The sequence below is a fragment of the Microbacterium sp. A93 genome (assembly GCF_051842835.1).
The window spans coordinates 483050-502617 of record NZ_JBPXMT010000001.1 but is presented as its reverse complement, the minus strand read 5'-3'; the positions used below and the strand labels follow the sequence as shown (position 1 = coordinate 502617).

The following is a 19568-nucleotide window of genomic DNA, read 5'->3' as shown; positions in this document are numbered from 1 at the left end:
GTGCAAGGAGGAGCGATGGTCGATAGAGCACTGAGTGATCCGAAGGTGGCCACAGCGTTGCGCGCCGCGCAGATGTACTACCTGCAGGACATGACAATGGATGCGATTTCGCGTGAGTTGGCAACCTCGCGTTCCTCGGTTTCGCGGTTGCTGAGCCAAGCCAGGGACAGTGGCTTGGTCGAGATCCGAATCCACCCGCCACAGGGTCAGGAACTGCGCCTGGAAGAGAGTATTCGCGCGCGTTTCGGTATCGCCGCACACGTCGTGCCGACACCGCAGGGCCTGTCGGATGTCGAGCGCTTCGAACGAGTAGCAATGAGTGCCGCACGCCAGCTGCCGCTCTACTTCGATTCGAACATGACGCTCGGCATTGCGTGGGGATCGACACTCGACGCGATCAGCAGGCACCTACCGAAGAAGGAAACGCACAACTCCACCGTCGTGCAGCTCAACGGAGCGGGAAACACGTTCACCACGGGGGTGGACTACGCCAGTGAGATCCTGCACCGTTTCGGTCAGGCTTTCGGCGCCGGAATCCAACAGTTTCCGGTACCCGCGTTCTTCGATGACGCGCGCACGAAAGAGGCGATGTGGCGCGAGCGAAGCACGCGTCGCGTCCTCGACTTACAGGCACGCGCTGACGTCATCCTGTTCGGACTCGGTTCGCCGTTCGCCGAGATTCCCAGCCGCGTGTACATCGGCGGATACCTCGACAAGGCGGATTACCGCAGTCTCCGTGAAGAGCAGATCGTGGGTGATATCGCTACGGTCTTCTATCGGCAAGACGGCAGCTCACAGGACATCGAACTGAACAACCGTGCCACTGGACCGGCGTTCCCCGTGCTCGCGCGCGCCTCGCGACGAATCTGCGTTGTCTCCGGCGTGCAAAAGCTGCCGAGCCTGCGCGGTGCCATAGCGACCCGCTTGATCACCGATCTCATCCTGGACGAACATCTCGCAGAGCAACTCGTCGGATCTTGACCCGCCGGCGCGCTGCACGTTCGTGCAGTCGTGCTGAAGCATCCACCCAACGTCTTCTAGGCTGTTCTGCAGTGCGGACAACGCCGTCACCAGCTGGAGAGAACAACTATGCATATCGTCGCCATCGATCAGGGCACCACGAGCACACGCGCCATCGTCTTTGACGAGAAGGGCGCCATTGTCGCCTCCGGTCAGCGTGAGCATGAGCAGATTTTCCCGCAGGCGGGCTGGGTCGAGCACGATGCTGCCGAAATCTGGACGAATGTCCAGGCCGTTATCGACGTCGCTGTCGAACGTGCGCGCGTCTCGGCGTCCGACGTGGCAGCGATCGGCATCACCAACCAGCGTGAGACGGCGATCGTGTGGGATCGCACAACAGGTGAACCGATCTGCAACGCGATCGTCTGGCAGGACACCCGCACACAGCCGCTCATCGATGAGCTCGCCGCAGACGGTGGTGTGCGCCGGTTCGCAGACCTCACTGGGCTCCCGCTTGCCACCTACTTCTCCGCGTCCAAGATCGCCTGGATTCTCGACAATGTCGAGGGCGCACGCGAGCGGGCAGAACGCGGAGACCTGCTCTTCGGCACGGCGGACACCTGGGTGCTGTGGAACCTCACCGGTGGCACCGACGGCGGGGTCCACACCACGGATGTCACCAACGCCAGCCGCACGCTGCTGATGGACCTGCGCACGCTGGACTGGGACGATGATCTGCTGAAGGCCTTCGGTGTGCCGCGCGAAATGCTCCCCGTGATCCGCTCATCGTCGGAGGTGTACGGCACAGCCGTCGGCACCGCGCTGGATGGTGTGCCCATCGCCGGGATTCTCGGAGACCAGCAGGCGGCCACCTTCGGTCAAGTCGCGTTCGGGGTCGGAGAGTCGAAGAACACCTATGGGACGGGCAACTTCCTCATCGTGAACACGGGTGAGGAGATCGTCGAGAGCGAGAATGGGCTGATCACGACCGTCGCGTACCAGATCGGTGAGGACGCGCCTCGATACGCCCTGGAAGGATCGATCGCCGTCACCGGCTCGCTCGTCCAATGGCTGCGCGACAACCTCGGCATCATCTCCCAGGCACCCGAGATTGAAGAACTAGCCCTCACTGTGGATGACAACGGCGGTGTGTACGTCGTCCCGGCGTTCTCCGGGCTGTTCGCGCCTTACTGGCGTCCGGATGCGCGGGGTGCCATCCTCGGGCTCACACGATTCGCAAACAAGGGCCATATTGCACGTGCGGCGCTGGAAGCTGTCGCATTCCAGACCCGTGAGGTGCTGGATGCTGTCGTCGCCGATACCGGCGTGCCGCTGAAGGAATTGCGGGTGGACGGCGGCATGGTGGGCAATGCCACACTGATGCAGTTTCAAGCCGATGTGCTCGGCGTGCCCGTCATTCGTCCCGCTGTGATTGAGACGACTGCGCTGGGTGCCGCTTACGCTGCGGGGCTCGCAGTCGGAGTCTGGGCTGATCTCGATGAGCTTCGCGCCATGTGGCGTGAGGATGCACGTTGGGAGCCTGCCATCGACGAGGAAGAACGCGAGCGCCGTCTGGCGCGCTGGCGCAAGGCAGTCACTCGCACCTTCGACTGGGTTGACGAGGACTGAGCGAACCATCACGCCCGGTCAGATCACCGGCACTCCCGGCCCGGAACGGAACTCGCGAATGAGGTGCTGCACCACTTCTCGGAGGTCGCCATCGGTGGCATCCGCGACAGCCAACTGGCGCTCGTAGCTTGCGCCCTCATCGAGGATCGTTGCGATCGAGGCGAGCTCGTCGGCGCAGCCCAGATCCCGCGCGACGGGCGAAAGGGCAGAGATAGTCTCGGTCAGATGCTCTCGCACGCCGTGCTGTGTGCCGTCAGCATCCACAATCAGGCGAGCATCCAGACCGTAACGGGCAGCGCGCCATTTATTCTCGCGGTGGAACCAGGCTGGCATCACCGGCAGCGGCTCGCCGGCGTCGAGCATGCGCGAGAAATGCTCGACGAGCACCTGTACGAGTGCGGCGACCGATGCGAGTTCGGTCAGCGTTGACAGCCCGTCGCATGCTCGCACCTCGATCGTGCCCCAGCGCGGCGCAGGGCGGATGTCCCACCGCACCTCGGTTGCATCGGCCATGACGCCGGTGCGTACCATGTCATCGAGATAGCGCTCGAACTCGCCCCAGTTGTGCAACGCCCAGGGTAATCCGGCAGTGGGGAGCTGTTGGAAGACCAGGGCACGATTGGACGCGTAGCCCGTGCGCTCGCCCGCCCAGAACGGACTCGACGCCGACAATGACTGCAAGTGCGGGAGATAGCAGGTCAGAGCGTTGATGATCGGGAAGACCTTGTCACGGTCTTCGATGCCGATATGCACGTGGATGCCCCAGATCATCATGTTGCGTCCCCACCACTGCGTGCGTTCGATCAGTTGGTGGTACCGAGTCTTGTCAGTGACGCGCTGATCGAACCACCTGGCGAACGGATGGCTGCCTGCGGAGAGCAGTTCGATCCCGGCGGGATCGGTTGCGGCGCGGACAGCGGTGATCGCTTCGCCGATATCGCTGACCGCATGTGCCACGCAATCGCCGATTCCGCTCGTCACTTCGATCGTGTTGGTGAGGAGTTCTCCGGTGACGGTATGCCGCTCCGATTCGCTCTCACCTTCCAACGCGTGCAGCAACTCTGGCGCGCGGTTGACGAGATCTCCGGTGTCCGGATCGGCCAGCATGATTTCCCACTCCAGGCCGACGGTGGACCGGTGTGAGACGGCGAATTCTTGCTTCACCAGCACAGTTTGACACGCAGCGAGCGCGACACGAATATCTAATCGGCCTCTCGTTTCGCTACTCGCTCTCGAATCTGGCAGAATGGAGGGTCGAACGATGTTCTCGACCCTCTATCCAGAACTCGTTCACTCATTTGAGCTTCCGCCGGGTGTGCACCCCACTCTCCAGGCGATCAGTTCGTTTCCTTCCACACAATTCAGGAGAATCGTGGCTGTAAAGATTCGTCTCAAGCGCATGGGCAAGATCCGCGCGCCTTTCTACCGCATCGTCGTCGCCGACTCGCGCACCAAGCGCGACGGTCGAGTGATCGAAGAGATCGGCAAGTACCACCCCACCGAGCAGCCCTCGTTCATCGAGGTCAACTCTGAGCGTGCACAGTACTGGCTCTCCGTCGGCGCACAGCCGTCTGAGCAGGTCACCGTACTGCTTAAGCTCACGGGCGACTGGGGCAAGTTCAAGGGCGACAAGGACGCAGTCTCGACCGTTCAGGTCAAGGCTCCCAAGGTGCCTTTCGAGATCGATGGCGCGAAGAAGTCTGTCGTGAAGCCGAAGGCAGAGAAGAAGGAGGCCCCCGCTGAGGAGGCTCCCGCCGCTGCCGACGCGGAGGCCGCTGCGGCTCCCGCCACCGACGCCGAGTAATCGCCGTGCTCGCTGCCGCGCTCGAACACATCGTCAAGGGGATCGTCGATCACCCTGAAGATGTTCGTATCACCGCTTCCTCTTCGCCGCGAGGCGACCTGCTCGAGGTGCGCGTGCACCCCGACGACCGGGGGCGCGTGATCGGGCGCGGCGGCCGCACAGCAAAGGCTCTGCGTACGCTCATCACCGCTCTGGCTGATGGGCAGCGTATTCGCGTTGACGTCGCGGACGACTGACGTGGAGTCGACAGAACGAAACCAGGGCAAGAACCAGCTGCGCGTCGGGCGCCTCGTCAAGGCCCACGGCCTTAAGGGTGCGCTCAAGCTGGAGTTGTACACCGACAATCCGGAGCGACGCTTCGTGGTCGGTGCGGAGTTCACGTTGCAGGTGCCTGAGGCATCTCCGTGGCATCGCAAAACAGTCATCGTCCGCGAGTACCGGGTCATGAACGGAAGTCCCGTTGTCTTCTTCGAGGGCATCGACGACCGTGAGGGCGCGGATGGACTCGTGCGCGCCATTCTCTGGATCGATCAGGATCTTGACGAAGTAGAAGAGAACGCCTGGTATGACCACCAGCTCGTCGGCCTCGATGTCGTCCGCGACGAGAAGGTCGTCGGCAAGGTCGTCCGTGTCGAGCACATGTCGGCGCAGGATCTACTCATCATTCGGCCTTCGACCGGCACGGGCAACGACGCGGATATCATGGTTCCCTTCGTGGAAGCCATTGTGCCCTTCGTTGATGTCGCAGGTGGTCGCGTCATTGTGACTCCGCCTGCAGGGCTCTTCGAAGAGCTCCCTGACACCGAGGCCGAGTGAGTGATCGTTACGATCAACGCATGCGCATAGACGTCGTCTCCATCTTTCCGTCGTACTTCGACGGCCTGACACTGTCGTTGCTCGGCAAAGCGCGTGCGACGGGCATTCTCGACCTTCGGATTCACGATCTGCGCGACTGGACCAGTGACCGTCATCGCACTGTGGACGACACCCCGTACGGCGGGGGAGCGGGAATGGTCATGAAACCGGAGCCCTGGGCTCTGGCGCTCGAGGACCTGGCCAAGGATTCATTGCAGCCCACCATCATCTTCCCTTCGCCGGCGGGCGAGGTTCTGCGACAGAAGACTGCTCGAGATTTCGCTCAGCGGGAGCACATCATTATCGGTTGTGGCCGCTACGAAGGCATCGACGAGCGGGTGTTTGAGTATGCAGCCGCGCTCGGCGAGGTGCGTCTGGTAAGCCTGGGCGACTACGTGCTCAACGGCGGCGAAGTGGCTGCGATGGCGATGATCGAAGCAGTCGGGCGACTGATTCCAGGAGTTGTTGGCAACCCGGAAAGTCTCGTCGAGGAATCGCACGAGGACGGCCTGCTCGAATACCCGTCGTACACGAAGCCCTCAACCTGGCGCGAGCGCGCCGTCCCGGATGTGCTACTCAGCGGCAACCACGGGGCGATCGCCACCTGGCGTCATGAGCAGCAGCTCGAGCGCACCCGACAGCGTCGCCCGGATCTGTTGGCCGACTGAGCGAGCTGCTCAGACGCGTGCTTCGACGTCGTCGAGCATCTCATCTTCGGCATCGGAGTCGCGATCGCGTCGTCGTGACTTCTTGACCACGGCGGGACGTCCCTCCGCTTCTTCACGGTGCTTCTGGACCTCAGTGCGAATCATGTAGCCGACGAAGATCAACCCCATCAGTGCGAACAGGATCCATTGGATCGCGTACGAGAGGTGGGGGCCTGGATCCTCCGTGGGGGAGTCGAATCCTCCGAGCGCGGTCTCGGCGGCCGGGTCTTCGCTCACCAGCAGTCCGTAGGCGCTCGTGATGACCTCGGCGTCGCTCGGCGCATCGATACTCGGCAGATGTATCGTGGGCAGCTGACCTTCGGGGGCGCTGCGACCAGAAGTGGGGAGCGGCTCACCCGGGCGCAACCTGACGATAACCTCGACCGTCCCGGTCGGTGGGGCCGGCACCGCATCGGGGAGGGCTCCCTCTCCCGGAGCGACCCACCCACGATTGACAATGAAGATGCGCCCATCGACGTCGCGGAACGGCACCAGTACCTCGAATGCGCTCGTGCCGCCGTGCGGGCGATTGCGCACGAGGATCTGCCTGTCGGTGAGGTACTCACCCTGCAGCAGCACGGGGTGCCATTCATCCGCAGGGTCGAATTCGCCATCAGCGCCGATCGCGTCGGCAAGAGGCGTTGGCACGGCGTCGTAGTTCTGCTCGACGAGTGCAATCTGTCCGGCGCGGCTTTCATTGCGATCGAACTGCCAGTTGGACAGGTACACGCACCCGGCAGCGAGTGCCGCGGACACAAGGAGATAAATACCCCACCGGACAAAGCGATTGTTCATTCAGGCAGTCCTTCGCGCACCGTCACCGGGAAATCCCGGGCCGCCAGGTAATCGTGTAGATAGTCGACATGCTCGTCACAGGCGAGCCAGATCTTTTCGCGATCTGCCGCGTGAATTCGGGGATTTCGCCAGACGATGTGTTGCGTTGCAGCATTTCGGCATGCCGCTCGCGAGCACTCCGGCGTCATTGTTCGCCATCCTTAGGATGCTCCTGGATGGTGATAATCGTCGGATCGGCGGGCTCCGCAGAGGCATCAGGATCGACCGACGGAGCAGACAGTTGCTGCGTCGGGGACTCTGGCGCTGTTTTGGCTGTCGGACTGACGGCGTTGGCGAAGACGACGGCAATATAAGGGAGAAAAGCGGCAGCGCACGCGAACACCCAGGTGTACCACCCGTATGGAGTGACCAGCACGGTGAGGGCGAAACACACGACGCGGATCAGCATCGTGAAGGCATACCGGCGCACACGAGCGCTCGCCTCATCCTGCGGGGCCTGTGGCAGGGAGGTGACTGCGGGTGCATGGCGAGAGTGCTTCACGATGCTTCCAGCCTACGCCGCGCAGAGTGCTGTGGATGGCGCTGCGTGAGGCGAAAAGGTGGTTCTAGGAGAGGAAGAACGGCAGGAATCCTACGCTCCCGATCAAGAAGAGCGAGAAGACGCCGATAAGCACGGTGATCGCCAGGATCACGGCGCCGATGTAGCCGAGGATGAGACCCGTGATTGCGAGACCTCGCCCACCGAGCGCCGGGTTCTGTCGGAGCTGTTTGAGCGCCATATGCCCGGTGATCACCGCGACGATCGACGCCAACAGTGTGACGAACGCAAAGCTGAGGACGATGCCGCCGATTCCGGTGACCAGCGAGGCCACTGCGAGACCACTGGTCGGACGAGCCGTGGCGTATGGCTGACCAGCGGCGTAGGGCTGGCCGCCGGAATAAGGCTGGGCGCCGGCGTAGGGCTGGGCAGCGGCGTAAGGCTGGGCGCCGGCGTAGGGCTGGGCAGCGGCGTAAGGCTGCTGCTGCGGTGGGTAGTAGTTCGGCGCGCTCGGCTGGACGGCAGCGCCGGGATAGGGCTGCGGAGGAGCGTAGGGATTCGCCTGCGGGACGGGTGCAACTGTGGGTTCTACCCCAGGGAATCCATTGTTCTCGCTCATACCGCTGCCTTTCGTTGCACTCAGGCTCCCAGTTGCCCTGGGCAGTGTCAATTTTGCCTCGGCGATCTGGTGCCCGCACCCCGATATGATGGCTCCGGCCTGACTGAGCGCCATTGGGAGTGGAAACATGAATTCAGAACGCGTCGTCCTCATCACCGGAGGTAACCGCGGCATCGGTCGTGCGATTGCAGAGCGCTTCGTGCGCGATGGCTACCGCGTCGCTGTTACAGCCCGCAGCGGTGAGGGGCCAGATGGCACGTTGACAGTTCGTGCGGATGTGACGGATGCTGCTGCCATCGACGCGGCATTCACCGAGGTCGAAGCGCAACTCGGCCCGGTCGAGATCGTCGTCGCGAACGCCGGAATCACCAAGGACACGCTTCTCATGCGCATGAGCGAGGATGATTTCGACAGTGTGGTCGCAACGAATCTCGGCGGAACGTTCAGGGTCGTCAAACGTGCATCCAAGGGGATGCTTCGGGCGCGCTTCGGACGAGTGATCCTGATCTCGAGTGTTGTCGGTCTGTATGGCTCGGCCGGGCAGGTCAACTACTCCGCTTCCAAGAGCGCGCTGGTCGGCTTCGCACGCTCGCTCACGCGTGAACTCGGCGCACGTGGCATCACCACGAACGTTGTTGCGCCCGGCTTCATTGAGACGGACATGACTGCCGAGCTGTCGGAGGAGACACAGAAGCAGTACAAGGCGAGCATCCCCGCCGGGCGCTTCGCGACACCGGATGAGGTTGCCGGCGTCGTCGCGTGGCTCGCCGGTGACGATGCCGGTTACATCTCAGGTGCGGTGATTCCGGTCGACGGTGGTCTCGGAATGGGCCACTAACGTCCAGACTCGCCGAGTCAGGGTAGCAGCGGGATCACTGCGCTGAGGTCCTGTGGGCCGATCACGAGGCTCGCAGCCTCGCGCACTGCCGGCTTCGCGTTGAATGCGAGTCCGAGCCCCGCGACCGCCATCATCTGCAGATCGTTTGCGCCGTCGCCGATCGCGATCGTCGCCTTCAACGGCACACCGAGCTCAGCAGCCCAGGTCTTCAGCGAATGCGCCTTGGCGGCAGCATCCACGATCTCGCCCTCGACAAACCCGGTCAGTGCGCCGTCGGCTACGGCCAGCCGATTCGCCCGCCAGCGATCAACACCGAGATCCGGCGCGATGTGATCGAGAATCTCGTGAAATCCGCCGGATACGACGCCGACGACACCGCCACGCTCATGGACGGCAGCGGTCAGCGCACGAACGCCCGGCGTCGGCTCGACACGGGCACGTACGCGTGCGAAGGCATCGGTGGAGACGCCGGTCAGTGCGGACACTCGCGAGCGCAGGCTGGTTGCGAAGTCGACCTCGCCGCGCATGGCGGCCTCTGTAGCGGCCTGAACCTCTTCACGGCGGCCGGCTTCATCGGCAAGAAGTTCGATCACCTCATTGCGGATCAGAGTGGAATCGGCATCGAGGACGACGAGGAAGCGCGCAGCAGTCACGCGATCGAGCGTAGCGCGCCGATCAGCGCTCGACCTGCACGCCCTTGCCCACCACGGTGATTCCGGACTCGGTCACGGTGAATCCGCGCTCGAGATCGCGCTCGCGATCGACCCCGACTGTGGCGCCGTCGAACAGCACCACGTTCTTGTCGAGAACCGCCCGATGAACGCGGGCGCCCTGCCCCACAATCACCTGATCAAACAGCACCGAGTCCGTGATCGTCGAGCCACCGGCCGCGAGCGTGCCGGGGCCTACCACGCTGCGCTCCAGATGCGTGCCGGAGAGCACAGATCCCAGAGACACGATTGAGTCGATCGCGTTCCCGATGCGCCCCACAGCGTCGCGCACGAACTTTGCGGGCGGCGCGTTCACACTCTGGGTGCGGATCGGCCACAACGTGTTGTACAGGTTGAACACCGGAAGTGTCGAGATGAGATCCATGTGCGCGTCGAAGAACGAATCGATCGTCCCGACATCACGCCAGTACGCGCGATCGCGTACCGACGACCCCGGCACATCGTTCTCTTTCATGTCGTAGTACCCGGCCTCACCGCGCTCGACGAAGTACGGCACGATGTCACCGCCCATGTCATGGCTCGAGTTGGGCAGTTCGCCGTCGGTCTGCACCGCTTCGATCAGCGCATCGGTGTCGAAGATGTAGTTACCCATGGACGCGAGTACCTCGTGCGGTGAATCGGCGAGGCCCTCGGCATCCACCGGCTTCTCCAAGAACGCGCGGATCCGCCCGCTGCCATCCGGTTCGGCATCGATGACGCCGAACTGATCTGCCATCGAAAGCGGTTGGCGGATGCCGGCCACGGTCGCTTTCGCGCCGGAAGCGATGTGCGCCTTGAGCATCTGTCGGAAATCCATCCGATAGACGTGGTCGGCGCCGATCACGATGACGATGTCCGGCTTCTCATCGTTGATGAGGTTCAGGCTCTGCAGAATGGCATCGGCCGAACCGGAAAACCAGCGCTTGCCGAGCCGCTGCTGTGCGGGCACAGAGGTCACGTACGAGTCGAGTAGCGAAGACATTCGCCACGTCTGCGAGATGTGGCGGTCGAGGCTGTGTGACTTGTACTGAGTCAAGACGACGACCTGCCGCAGCCCCGAGTTGATCAGATTGGATATCGCGAAATCGATCAGTCGATACTGTCCACCGAAAGGTACGGCCGGTTTCGCTCGATCCGCTGTCAGGGGCATAAGCCGCTTGCCCTCGCCGCCGGCGAGGATGATGCCGAAAATCTTCTTTGGGACCGCCATGGCTCAACCATAGATCCCGAAGGTCTCGCTGTACTAGCGTTCAGGCATGCGAGTTGACATGATCACCAAGGAGTACCCGCCGGAGATCTATGGCGGTGCTGGTGTGCACGTGGCCGAGCTCGTCACGGCGCTGAGGAAAACCATCGAGGTCCAGGTGCGCGCCTTCGGTGCGGACCGCGACGAACGGCAGGCCCAGTCGTATCGAACTCCGGCAGAGCTGGCAGGTGCAAACGCCGCAGTGCAGACGCTCGGCACAGATCTTGCGATGGTCGGGGATGTCGCCGGCGCTGACCTCGTGCACAGTCACACCTGGTACGCGAACTTTGCCGGTCACATCGCCTCGCAGCTGCACGGCATCCCGCACGTGTTGACCGCCCACAGCCTGGAGCCGCTGCGGCCCTGGAAAGCGGAGCAGCTCGGCGGCGGATACGCGGTGTCCAGCGGCATCGAAAAACTCGCCTATGAGAACGCGTCGGCGATCATCGCCGTCTCCGCGGGAATGCGCGCGGACATTCTGCGCAGCTACCCGCAGGTGAATCCAGAGAGAGTTCGGGTAATCCACAACGGGATAGACGTCGAACGGTGGCGTCCAGTTCAGGATGCCGCGTTCCTGCAGAGCATTGGCATGGATCCGTCGCGGCCCTCGGTGGTCTTCGTCGGGCGAATCACCAGGCAGAAGGGGCTGCCGTATCTGCTGCGGGCCGCTGCGCAGCTGCCACCAGAGGTGCAACTTGTGCTCTGTGCCGGGGCCCCGGACACTCCCGAGATTATGGCCGAGGTACAGGAGGGCGTGCGGCTGCTGCAGCAGAGCAGACGGGGCGTGATCTGGATCGAGCGGATGCTGCCGCGTGATGAGCTATCCGCGATTCTCACGGCGGCGACGACGTTTGTGTGCCCGTCCGTGTACGAGCCGCTCGGAATCGTGAATCTCGAAGCCATGGCATGCGGTGCGGCCGTCGTCGGCACAGCGACCGGTGGCATCCCTGAGGTCGTCGCCGATGGCGTCACTGGCCGGCTGGTGCCGATCGAGCAGGTACAGGATGGCACTGGCACGCCCGTAGACCCTGATCGATATGTCGCGGATCTCACGCGTGTGCTGACGGAAGTCGCGATGGATGCTGAGCGCGCAGCCGAGTACGGAGCCGCCGGACGCCAGCGCGCGGCCGCAGAGTTCAGCTGGGCGGCGATTGCCGACACCACGCGCGCGCTCTACGCAGACCTGACCCGGTGAGCCGATAGGCTGGAAACATGCCGAGCGCTCTTGAATTCACCGATGCCGTCGTGCGCCGTGATGGGCGCAACATCATCGATCATGTGACCTGGCAGGTCGCCCACGATCAGCGATGGGTGGTGCTCGGCCCGAATGGTGCCGGCAAGACCACCCTGCTGCAGTTGGCTGACACGCTGATGCACCCCACCGAGGGAACTGTCACCGTGCTCGGGGAGATGCTCGGGCGTACCGATGTCTTCGAGCTTCGGCCGCGGATCGGGTTCGCGTCCTCGGCGATGGCCAAGCGCATCCCGAGTGATGAGACCGTGCTCAATGTCGTGCTCACCGCCGCGTACTCGGTGATGGGGCGCTGGAACGAGCAGTACGAGAACATCGACGAACGACGTGCGCTGCGCGTGCTCGGCGAGTGGAAGCTCGATCACCTCGCTGACCGCACCTTTGGAACGCTCAGCGATGGCGAGCAGAAGCGCGTCCAGATTGCCCGCGCGGTGATGACCGATCCCGAGCTGCTGCTGCTCGACGAGCCAACCGCCTCGCTTGACCTGGGGGCACGCGAAGAGCTGCTGAGTCTTCTCAGTGGCTACGCTTCTTCACCCACGACGCCGGCCATGGTCATGGTGACTCACCACGTCGAGGAGATTCCGGTCGGGTTCACGCACGTGCTTCTGATTCGCGACGGCAGCATCGTCGCGGCGGGCCCGATTGCGGAGACCTTGACGGCGGATGCTCTCACCGAGGCATTCGGCATGCCGATCCTGCTCACATCAGACGAGGGTCGGTACGCCGCGCGCGCCACTTCGTGAGCGCAGATCTGCTAAACTCAACCCCTGGTGCACCTGCACCCTCTGACTTTCATTTTGTACGCACCCCGCAAGCCAAGGAATCCGCATGAAGACTGACATTCACCCCACTTACAAGGACATCGTGTTCCGCGACCTCGGCTCGGGCGAGACGTTCCTCACCCGCTCCACCGTGGGCAGCAGCAAGACCATCGAGCTGGATGGCGTGGAGTACCCCGTCATCGACGTCGAGATCTCCTCTGCTTCGCACCCGTTCTACACGGGCAAGCAGCGCATCATGGACTCGGCCGGTCGCGTCGAGAAGTTCAACCAGCGCTTCAAGGGCTTCGGCGGCAGCAAGTAAGCAGCCTCCTGCAGTACGAAGGCCCCGCACTCCATGTCGGAGTTCGGGGCCTTTGTCGTCTCCAGGGTATTCCCGGCTCAGGCACGTCCCGGCGTTGGCGCTCAGCCCGCTGGCTGCCGCACCGGCCACGTGCCGTCGAGCGCATCCTCAGCATCGAGGCGGCCGATACGGATGAAGTACTCGGTGAGGCTCTCCGCCTGGGTGCGAGCCCAGCTGATCTGCTGGGTGTGAAGTTCGTGCGCCGACGGCGCAAGATCGAAAGTGCGCCCAATCGCCTGGGCGACGCGGCCGGCCGCGATGGCATCTGCCGACGCTTCATGCGCGCCATCCAGCGTCACACCGTAGTGCTCGGCGACGACCTCGAGCGTGCGCTTTCCTTTGCGATAACGGTCGACCGCCTTGTCGATGACCAGCGGATCGATGATGGGGCCCGGCGCTTCGAGCGGCGGAATGCCGTGCCGCACGCACTCGTTGGTCAGCAGGGAGAAGTCGTAGGAGGCGTTATATGCCACAACAGGCATGCCCTGGGCGAAGAGCGCCCGCAACGACTCGGTGATCTCGGCGACGACCTCGCGTGCGATTCGCCCTTCACGCTGTGCCCGTTCCGTGCTGATTCCATGTACGGCCGCCGCACCATCCGGAATGGGGATGCCGGGGTCGGCAAGCCAGGACCGCGCCGCGATCTCTCGCCCTTTGGCATCGAGCACACCCACGTGAGCGCTGACGATGCGGTCGGTCATGACTTCGACGCCGGTGGTCTCCAGATCGAAGACGCCGATACGGCCGAGCCAGACGGGGAGTTCGAGATCGATTGCCATGACACCACGGTAGGGAGGGCCTCGGACATTACGGCGCAGGCTCGCCCGTAGACTGGATTCATGCCCGTTTTCTCGCCCTATGCCGAACGGCTCAGCCGCCTTCCCATTGAGCGTCATGAGGTTCTCGTGCGAGGCGGGACGACGGCGTACTGGGTGTACGGACCCTCACTCGATGTCGAGGGTGTCCCCACAGTAATCGCGGTGCACGGCTTCCGAGGCGAGCACCATGGGCTTGAGCCTGTGCTCGCGTATCTCCCAGAGCTCCGCGTAATTGCGCCTGATCTCCCTGGTTTCGGTGAGACTGCGCCGATTCCTGGCCGCACACATGACCTCGACGAGTACGCAGGCTGGCTGCAGGAGTTCGCCGCCGCTGTCGCACCCGGCGCCGTCATCCTCGGCCACTCCTTCGGATCCATAGTGGCTTCGGCTGCAGTCGCTGGCGGTTTGGAGACGCCCCGCCTCGTCCTCATTAACCCGATCGGCGCACCCGCACTGGAGGGGCCGAAGGGCGTGATGACACGGCTCGCGGTCTTCTACTACGACCTGGGCGCGAAGCTGCCAGCGAAGCTCGGAACCGCGCTGCTGCGCAGCAAGCTGATCGTACGAGTCATGAGCCTCACGATGGCCAAGACCAAGGACCCTGTGCTTCGCCGTTTCATCCACGATCAGCACGACACCTACTTCTCCGACTTCGCTGATCGAGACGTGCTGCGAGACGCCTTCGTCGCGAGTGTCTCCAACGACGTTCGCGCCTATGCCCCTCAGATCGACGTTCCGACACTGTTGGTCGCGGCGCAGCAGGATGACATCACCCCGATCGAAGCAGAGCGGTACCTCGCGACGCTGTTCCCGAACGCGGAGCTCGTGGAGATCGCCGGCGTGGGACACCTGATCCACTACGAAACTCCGGCAGAAGCGGCCGGGGCGATCCGTCGTTTCCTTAGGGTTCCCGTCGCGCGAGGCCAATAAGCCCGGCAACGCGGAACGGAATCACTTCGCCCATCGCGAGTGATGTCTCGGTGCGCTCGACGCCGTCGATGGAAAGTATTCGGGCGTCCGTGTCGAACAGGTGCCGCGCATCTCTGCAGGCGACGCGTGCGAGGAGATCGATGGATCCGCTGAGCCCATGCACCTGGAGAATCTCGGGGATGCGGGCGAGCTCCGCAGTGATGCGTGGGAGATCTGTCTGTCGCAAGCCAATGCTCACGAATGCCTGGAGCGGGAAGCCGAGAACTTCGGGAGAGAAGGAGCGCTCGTAGGACAGGAAGACGCCGGTACTCTCCAGCCTTGCCATCCTGGCCTGAATCGTATTGCGTGACAGACCGAGTGCCTCAGCAAGCGCGACGACGGTTGTTCGGGGATCCTCAGCGAGCACGGCGAGCAGTTCGAGGTCAACGCGATCGAGAGCAGACATAGTGCCAAACGTTAGCAGGATGCCCGGGCAATAACTGGGCAACATGCTCAAGGCAGGGGGAGATGCTTGAGCGTGCTGATCAATGGACGTACGCTCGAAGCATCCGATGAAGACGTCGGAGCAGGCGTGCAACTCCTCACGAGGGAGACACACGACAGGAGGACGATGATGTCACCGCAGATCACCCCAATCGCAGACACCACGCAGGATCTCGAACTCACCGAGCGGCTTATCGCGCCGGACGGAACTCGACTCAGCAACCCTGAGCTCGAGCGATACGTCGCAGACGTCGATGCCGTGCAGTTGCGCGCACTTCATCGTGACATGGTCATCCTCCGTCGTATCGACGCCGAGGGATTCGCGCTCCAGCGACAGGGCCAGCTGGGTCTCTGGGCGCCCTGCCAGGGTCAGGAAGCAGCGCAGATCGGCACCGCCCGTGCCCTTGATCCGATCGACTTCGTCTTCCCGAGCTACCGGGAGACCGGTGTGATCTACGCCCGCGGCGCACAGCCGGGCGACTTCGTGCGCGTATGGCGTGGCGAAGAAGGCGCACCATTTGACCCAGCCCAGATACGTATGGCGCCATTGCAGATCATCATCGGCGCGCAGACGCTGCACGCGGTCGGCTACGCCATGGGCATCAAGTTTGAGAAGGCTCCGGAAGTTGCCGTCACCTATTTCGGTGACGGTGCAACCAGCCAGGGCGACGTCAACGAAGCGATGGTCTTTGCAGCCTCGTACCAGGCGCCGGTGGTGTTCGTCTGCCAGAACAATCACTGGGCGATCTCTGAGCCTGTCGCGCTGCAGTCGCAGTACCCGATCGCGGGCCGTGCGCCTGGGTTCGGCATCCCGAGCATGCGCGTCGACGGGAACGATGTGCTGGCCTGCATGGCCGCCATGCGGTGGGCACTGGCCCATGCCCGCGCAGGCAAGGGACCCGCATTTATCGAAGCGGTGACGTATCGGATGGGACCGCACACCACCTCTGACGACCCCACGCGCTACCGCGACCCGGCGGAACTGGAGGCATGGCGCACACGCGACCCGATCTCCCGGCTTGAGGCATACTTGCGCGCCACGGGCGAGATCGACGACGAGCAGATCGCCGCAGCGCACGCTGACGCTGACGTGATGGCACGCGAGATGCGCGCGGCATGTCTGAGCATGGTCACGCGCGAGCCGCTGGCCGTTTTCGACGGCGTATACGCTGAGGCGCACACAGGAATCTCGCGCCAGCGGGACGAGTACGCGGCGTACCTCGCATCGTTCGAGGAGGCCTGAGATGACTGAGATCACTCTGGGTAAGGCGCTCAACGCTGGGTTGCGTCAGGCAATGCGAGACAACGACAAAGTCGTGCTGCTCGGCGAGGACATCGGCAAGCTCGGCGGAGTGTTCCGCATCACCGATGGGCTGCTGGACGAGTTCGGCGCCTCTCGCGTCATTGACACACCACTCGCAGAATCAGGCATCGTTGGGACTGCTGTCGGTCTCGCCTATCGCGGATACCGCCCGGTCGTCGAGATCCAGTTCGATGGATTCGTCTACCCGGCGTTCGATCAGATCGTCTCGCAGGTCGCGAAGTTGCACTACCGCACGCAGGGTCGGGTGAAGATGCCCATCACCATCCGGATTCCCTGGGCGGGTGGCATCGGCGCGGCCGAGCATCATTCGGAATCGCCGGAAGCATACTTCGTGCACACCGCGGGGCTCCGCGTCATCGCGGTCTCCAACCCGCAGGACGCTTACCGCTGTCTGCAGCAGGCGATCGCCTCGGATGACCCGGTCATCTTCTTCGAACCCAAGCGCCTCTACCACCACAAGGGTGAGGTCGATCTGGACTCTTCGCTGGCGGATGCCCCGCCTATGGGCCTTGCTCGCGTGGTGCGCGCCGGATCGGATGCCACGGTCATCACCTACGGCGCCATGCTGTCAACCGCGCTGGATGCCGCAGCCGCAGCCGAGGACGAGGGTCTGTCGCTCGAGGTCATCGACCTGCGCTCGATCTCCCCGGTGGATTACGACACCGTCACCGCGTCAGTGCGTCGCACTGGACGCGTCGTCGTCGCCCACGAGGCGTCGCGTGAAGCCGGAGTCGCCGCCGAGGTGATCGCCAGCATCACCGAGCGATGCTTCGAGTATCTCGAGTCGGCACCGCTGCGTGTCACCGGGCACGATGTGCCGTACCCGCCCTCGAAACTCGAGAAGTTCCATCTGCCGGATTTGGATCGGATCCTTGACGCGGTCGACCGCGTGATGGACCGCCCGAACAGCCTGACGGGAGCCGACTCATGAACGAGGAATTCCATCTCCCTGACCTCGGCGAGGGTCTCACCGAGGCTGAAGTAGTGCAGTGGCTCGTCGCGCCAGGTGACACGGTCACACTGAACCAGACCCTCGCCGAGGTGGAGACAGCCAAGGCCATCGTCGAGCTGCCGTCGCCCTATGAGGGCACGGTGACGGCTCTGCACGCCCAAGCGGGGGAGACAGTCGCTGTCGGTTCGCTGTTGATCGCCTTCGAGGTTGAGAGCGCAGAGCCGGTCGAAGGTGCGGAGCCCGCCGAAGAGAAGAGCGAGCCTGCCGAAGAGAAGACGCCGCCGAATCTCGTCGGCTACGGCGCAGCACCCTCGAGCAAGACCCGACCGATGCGGCGTACGCGCCGTGCCAGTGGCAATCCTGTGGCCGTCGACACCGCGGTGTTGGAAGCCGCACCGCACGATGTGCTGCCCGAGATGCCGACTCCCGCCCGTGTGGGTGAGCGCCCCCGTTCGACGCCGCCGGTGCGCGCCTACGCCAAGAGGCTGGGTATCGACATCGTGCTGATCGCCGCGGAAGTCGGCGACCGTGTCATCACCCGCGAGGATGTCGACGCCTACGCAGAGCGCGTCGGTGGACGATCGGACGCGGTTCCGGCTGAGACGGCGCGCTCTGAGGCGCCGCATTCTGAGGCGCCGCTCACTGTGCCGCCGCTCATGACCGGGGAGCGTGAGACACGGATCCCTATCCGCGGGGTGCGCAAGCACACCGCTGCGGCCATGGTGCAGAGCGCCTTCACTGCGCCGCATGTCACAACGTTCCACACGGTCGACGTCACCGCGACGATGGACCTGATCGCAAGCCTGCGCCAGGATCGTTCGCTTGCCGAGCATCGCATCGGTCCGCTCGTCATCGTCGCCAAAGCGGTATGCCTTGCGCTCACCCGCACACCAGGGCTGAACTCCCGGTGGGATGGGGACGCAGGCGAGATCGTTCAGCCGCACTATGTGGATCTGGGGATCGCCGCAGCCACCGAGCGCGGCCTCATCGTGCCCAACATCCGGGGTGCCGACCAGATGACAGTGCCCGAGCTTGCCGATGCAGTACGTGCACTAACCGAAACGGCTCGCTCCGGAAAAACATCTCCGGCAGAGCTTGCTGGCGGCACGTTCTCGATCACCAACATCGGCGTCTTCGGCATCGATGCGGGTACTCCCATCCTGCCGCCGGGTCAGTCGGGCATCCTTGCTGTCGGGGCGGTTCGCCGACGGCCATGGGAGTTCCGCGGAGAGATCGCACTGCGTCAGATCATGACGCTGAGTCTCTCCTTCGACCACCGGATTGTTGATGGTGCCGAGGGAGCACGGTTCGTCAAGGATGTCGCGGACATACTGGAAGAGCCAGGGCGAGCAATGCTGCTGCGCTGATCAGGCGAGCAGAGCTGCGTGGGCCATGGCGATCAGCGTTCTGGCTGTGACCTTCTTCGAACGCGAGGCGCTACGCGTGCTGTGCGGAGTGGAGTTGATGAGCCCGAAGCACGCTTGCACGCGGAGCCGCAGATCGTCCGCTGACGTCTCGTGTAGTGGTTCGAGCGCCGAGATCCACAGATCGATGTATGCGCGCTGCAGGCGACGTACCTCGGCACGGTCGGCATCCGAAAGGTGGGCAAGATCACGGTCCTGCACGCGGATGACATCAGCGTTGGAAAGCGCGAAATCGACGTGGAAGCTGACGAGAGCCAGCATCCGATCGTCGGCGCGCGATGCGGCGTCCGCAACTGTCGTTCCACCGCGCACGAGTTCTTCACTGACCTTGACCAGCACCGCACCGAGTAGCGCTTGCTTGCCGGCGAAGTGGCGATACACCGCGGGGCCGGAGACACCGACGGCGGAGCCGATGTCCTCCAAGCTGACCCCCGAATATCCGCGCGCAGCAAATAGGCGCGCAGCCTCCTGTAGGAGGGCGTCTGCGCGTTCAGCTTTGGCGCGATCACGCGCCGTGAGGGGGGTTGTCATCTCAGTTAATGCTCGCTAACCTAAATGC

Annotated in this window: 24 protein-coding genes; 14 read left to right on the top strand and 10 right to left on the bottom strand. The window is 63.6% G+C overall.

Annotated elements, in window-relative coordinates:
- The first annotated feature begins 15 nt into the window (after positions 1-15).
- The gene (locus tag ACSU1G_RS02515; RefSeq protein ID WP_439278684.1) at positions 16-981 is read left to right on the top strand and encodes a sugar-binding transcriptional regulator; all 966 of its coding nucleotides are present in this window, start codon (positions 16-18) and stop codon (positions 979-981) included.
- Between the two features lie 108 nt (positions 982-1089).
- Entirely contained in the window at positions 1090-2589 is a 1500-nt protein-coding gene (gene glpK / locus ACSU1G_RS02510) for a glycerol kinase GlpK (protein WP_439278310.1), read from the top strand.
- Positions 2590-2607: 18 nt separating this feature from the next.
- On the opposite strand, the gene ACSU1G_RS02505 is transcribed toward glpK, so the two are convergent.
- Positions 2608-3753, bottom strand: a complete 1146-nt coding sequence (locus ACSU1G_RS02505; protein WP_439278309.1) for a glutamate--cysteine ligase — start codon at positions 3751-3753, stop codon at positions 2608-2610.
- A 208-nt stretch (positions 3754-3961) separates the two neighbouring features.
- Between ACSU1G_RS02505 and rpsP the strand changes: the two genes are divergently transcribed.
- Genes rpsP through trmD form a run of 4 tightly spaced genes read left to right on the top strand, consistent with a single transcriptional unit; the run spans position 3962 to position 5916 of the window.
- Positions 3962-4393: a 30S ribosomal protein S16 gene (gene rpsP, locus ACSU1G_RS02500; protein WP_439278308.1), complete on the top strand. Its 432-nt coding sequence runs from the start codon at positions 3962-3964 to the stop codon at positions 4391-4393.
- Positions 4394-4398: 5 nt separating this feature from the next.
- On the top strand, positions 4399-4629 hold the full coding sequence (locus ACSU1G_RS02495; RefSeq protein WP_439278307.1) for an RNA-binding protein: 231 nt from the start codon (positions 4399-4401) through the stop codon (positions 4627-4629).
- Positions 4592-5209, top strand: coding sequence for a ribosome maturation factor RimM (rimM, locus tag ACSU1G_RS02490; RefSeq protein ID WP_439278306.1), 618 nt, complete (start codon positions 4592-4594; stop codon positions 5207-5209). Before ACSU1G_RS02495 ends, rimM begins: the two co-directional genes overlap by 38 nt.
- 20 nt (positions 5210-5229) lie before the next feature.
- Positions 5230-5916, top strand: coding sequence for a tRNA (guanosine(37)-N1)-methyltransferase TrmD (gene trmD, locus ACSU1G_RS02485; protein WP_439278683.1), 687 nt, complete (start codon positions 5230-5232; stop codon positions 5914-5916).
- Between the two features lie 9 nt (positions 5917-5925).
- Here the strand turns inward: trmD and ACSU1G_RS02480 are convergent, their stop codons facing one another.
- The 4 genes from ACSU1G_RS02480 to ACSU1G_RS02465 all read right to left on the bottom strand — a co-directional run bounded on the left by ACSU1G_RS02480 (position 5926) and on the right by ACSU1G_RS02465 (position 7907).
- A complete protein-coding gene (locus tag ACSU1G_RS02480) occupies positions 5926-6750 on the bottom strand; it encodes an SURF1 family cytochrome oxidase biogenesis protein (protein WP_439278305.1) in 825 nt (274 codons plus the stop codon).
- On the bottom strand, positions 6747-6938 hold the full coding sequence (locus tag ACSU1G_RS02475; protein ID WP_439278304.1) for a hypothetical protein: 192 nt from the start codon (positions 6936-6938) through the stop codon (positions 6747-6749). Before ACSU1G_RS02475 ends, ACSU1G_RS02480 begins: the two co-directional genes overlap by 4 nt.
- A complete protein-coding gene (locus ACSU1G_RS02470; protein ID WP_439278682.1) occupies positions 6935-7219 on the bottom strand; it encodes a DUF3099 domain-containing protein in 285 nt (94 codons plus the stop codon). Before ACSU1G_RS02470 ends, ACSU1G_RS02475 begins: the two co-directional genes overlap by 4 nt.
- Before the next feature lie 136 nt (positions 7220-7355).
- The gene (locus ACSU1G_RS02465) at positions 7356-7907 is read right to left on the bottom strand and encodes a DUF4190 domain-containing protein (protein ID WP_439278303.1); all 552 of its coding nucleotides are present in this window, start codon (positions 7905-7907) and stop codon (positions 7356-7358) included.
- A gap of 127 nt (positions 7908-8034) precedes the next feature.
- Between ACSU1G_RS02465 and ACSU1G_RS02460 the strand changes: the two genes are divergently transcribed.
- On the top strand, positions 8035-8745 hold the full coding sequence (locus tag ACSU1G_RS02460) for a beta-ketoacyl-ACP reductase (protein ID WP_439278302.1): 711 nt from the start codon (positions 8035-8037) through the stop codon (positions 8743-8745).
- A gap of 17 nt (positions 8746-8762) precedes the next feature.
- Here the strand turns inward: ACSU1G_RS02460 and serB are convergent, their stop codons facing one another.
- Positions 8763-9398, bottom strand: a complete 636-nt coding sequence (serB, locus tag ACSU1G_RS02455; protein ID WP_439278301.1) for a phosphoserine phosphatase SerB — start codon at positions 9396-9398, stop codon at positions 8763-8765.
- Between the two features lie 22 nt (positions 9399-9420).
- Positions 9421-10665, bottom strand: coding sequence for a glucose-1-phosphate adenylyltransferase (locus ACSU1G_RS02450; RefSeq protein WP_439278300.1), 1245 nt, complete (start codon positions 10663-10665; stop codon positions 9421-9423).
- Between the two features lie 46 nt (positions 10666-10711).
- Here ACSU1G_RS02450 and glgA point away from each other — a divergent pair, with 46 nt between their 5' ends.
- From glgA to ACSU1G_RS02435, 3 genes are all read left to right on the top strand, one after another.
- The gene (gene glgA, locus ACSU1G_RS02445; protein ID WP_439278299.1) at positions 10712-11896 is read left to right on the top strand and encodes a glycogen synthase; all 1185 of its coding nucleotides are present in this window, start codon (positions 10712-10714) and stop codon (positions 11894-11896) included.
- Between the two features lie 17 nt (positions 11897-11913).
- Positions 11914-12699 (top strand): ABC transporter ATP-binding protein, encoded by a 786-nt coding sequence (locus ACSU1G_RS02440; RefSeq protein WP_439278298.1) that lies wholly within the window; start codon positions 11914-11916, stop codon positions 12697-12699.
- 85 nt (positions 12700-12784) lie between these two features.
- Positions 12785-13039, top strand: coding sequence for a type B 50S ribosomal protein L31 (locus ACSU1G_RS02435; protein ID WP_439278297.1), 255 nt, complete (start codon positions 12785-12787; stop codon positions 13037-13039).
- A gap of 101 nt (positions 13040-13140) precedes the next feature.
- On the opposite strand, the gene ACSU1G_RS02430 is transcribed toward ACSU1G_RS02435, so the two are convergent.
- Positions 13141-13857 carry a 3'-5' exonuclease gene (locus tag ACSU1G_RS02430; protein WP_439278296.1) on the bottom strand — a complete coding sequence of 239 codons (717 nt, stop codon included), beginning with the start codon at positions 13855-13857 and terminating at the stop codon, positions 13141-13143.
- A gap of 60 nt (positions 13858-13917) precedes the next feature.
- Here ACSU1G_RS02430 and ACSU1G_RS02425 point away from each other — a divergent pair, with 60 nt between their 5' ends.
- On the top strand, positions 13918-14826 hold the full coding sequence (locus ACSU1G_RS02425; RefSeq protein WP_439278295.1) for an alpha/beta fold hydrolase: 909 nt from the start codon (positions 13918-13920) through the stop codon (positions 14824-14826).
- On the opposite strand, the gene ACSU1G_RS02420 is transcribed toward ACSU1G_RS02425, so the two are convergent.
- A complete protein-coding gene (locus ACSU1G_RS02420; protein WP_439278294.1) occupies positions 14798-15271 on the bottom strand; it encodes an Lrp/AsnC family transcriptional regulator in 474 nt (157 codons plus the stop codon). The genes ACSU1G_RS02425 and ACSU1G_RS02420 overlap by 29 nt on opposite strands.
- Positions 15272-15439: 168 nt before the next feature.
- Here ACSU1G_RS02420 and pdhA point away from each other — a divergent pair, with 168 nt between their 5' ends.
- From pdhA to ACSU1G_RS02405, 3 genes are read left to right on the top strand one after another with little or no spacing between them, the layout of a single operon-like run.
- The gene (gene pdhA / locus ACSU1G_RS02415) at positions 15440-16552 is read left to right on the top strand and encodes a pyruvate dehydrogenase (acetyl-transferring) E1 component subunit alpha (protein ID WP_439278681.1); all 1113 of its coding nucleotides are present in this window, start codon (positions 15440-15442) and stop codon (positions 16550-16552) included.
- A 1-nt stretch (position 16553) separates the two neighbouring features.
- Positions 16554-17564, top strand: a complete 1011-nt coding sequence (locus tag ACSU1G_RS02410) for an alpha-ketoacid dehydrogenase subunit beta (RefSeq protein ID WP_439278293.1) — start codon at positions 16554-16556, stop codon at positions 17562-17564.
- Positions 17561-18952, top strand: coding sequence for a dihydrolipoamide acetyltransferase family protein (locus ACSU1G_RS02405; protein WP_439278292.1), 1392 nt, complete (start codon positions 17561-17563; stop codon positions 18950-18952). Before ACSU1G_RS02410 ends, ACSU1G_RS02405 begins: the two co-directional genes overlap by 4 nt.
- Here the strand turns inward: ACSU1G_RS02405 and ACSU1G_RS02400 are convergent, their stop codons facing one another.
- Entirely contained in the window at positions 18953-19540 is a 588-nt protein-coding gene (locus tag ACSU1G_RS02400) for a TetR/AcrR family transcriptional regulator (protein WP_439278291.1), read from the bottom strand. It abuts the gene before it with no gap.
- Positions 19541-19568 lie beyond the last annotated feature (28 nt).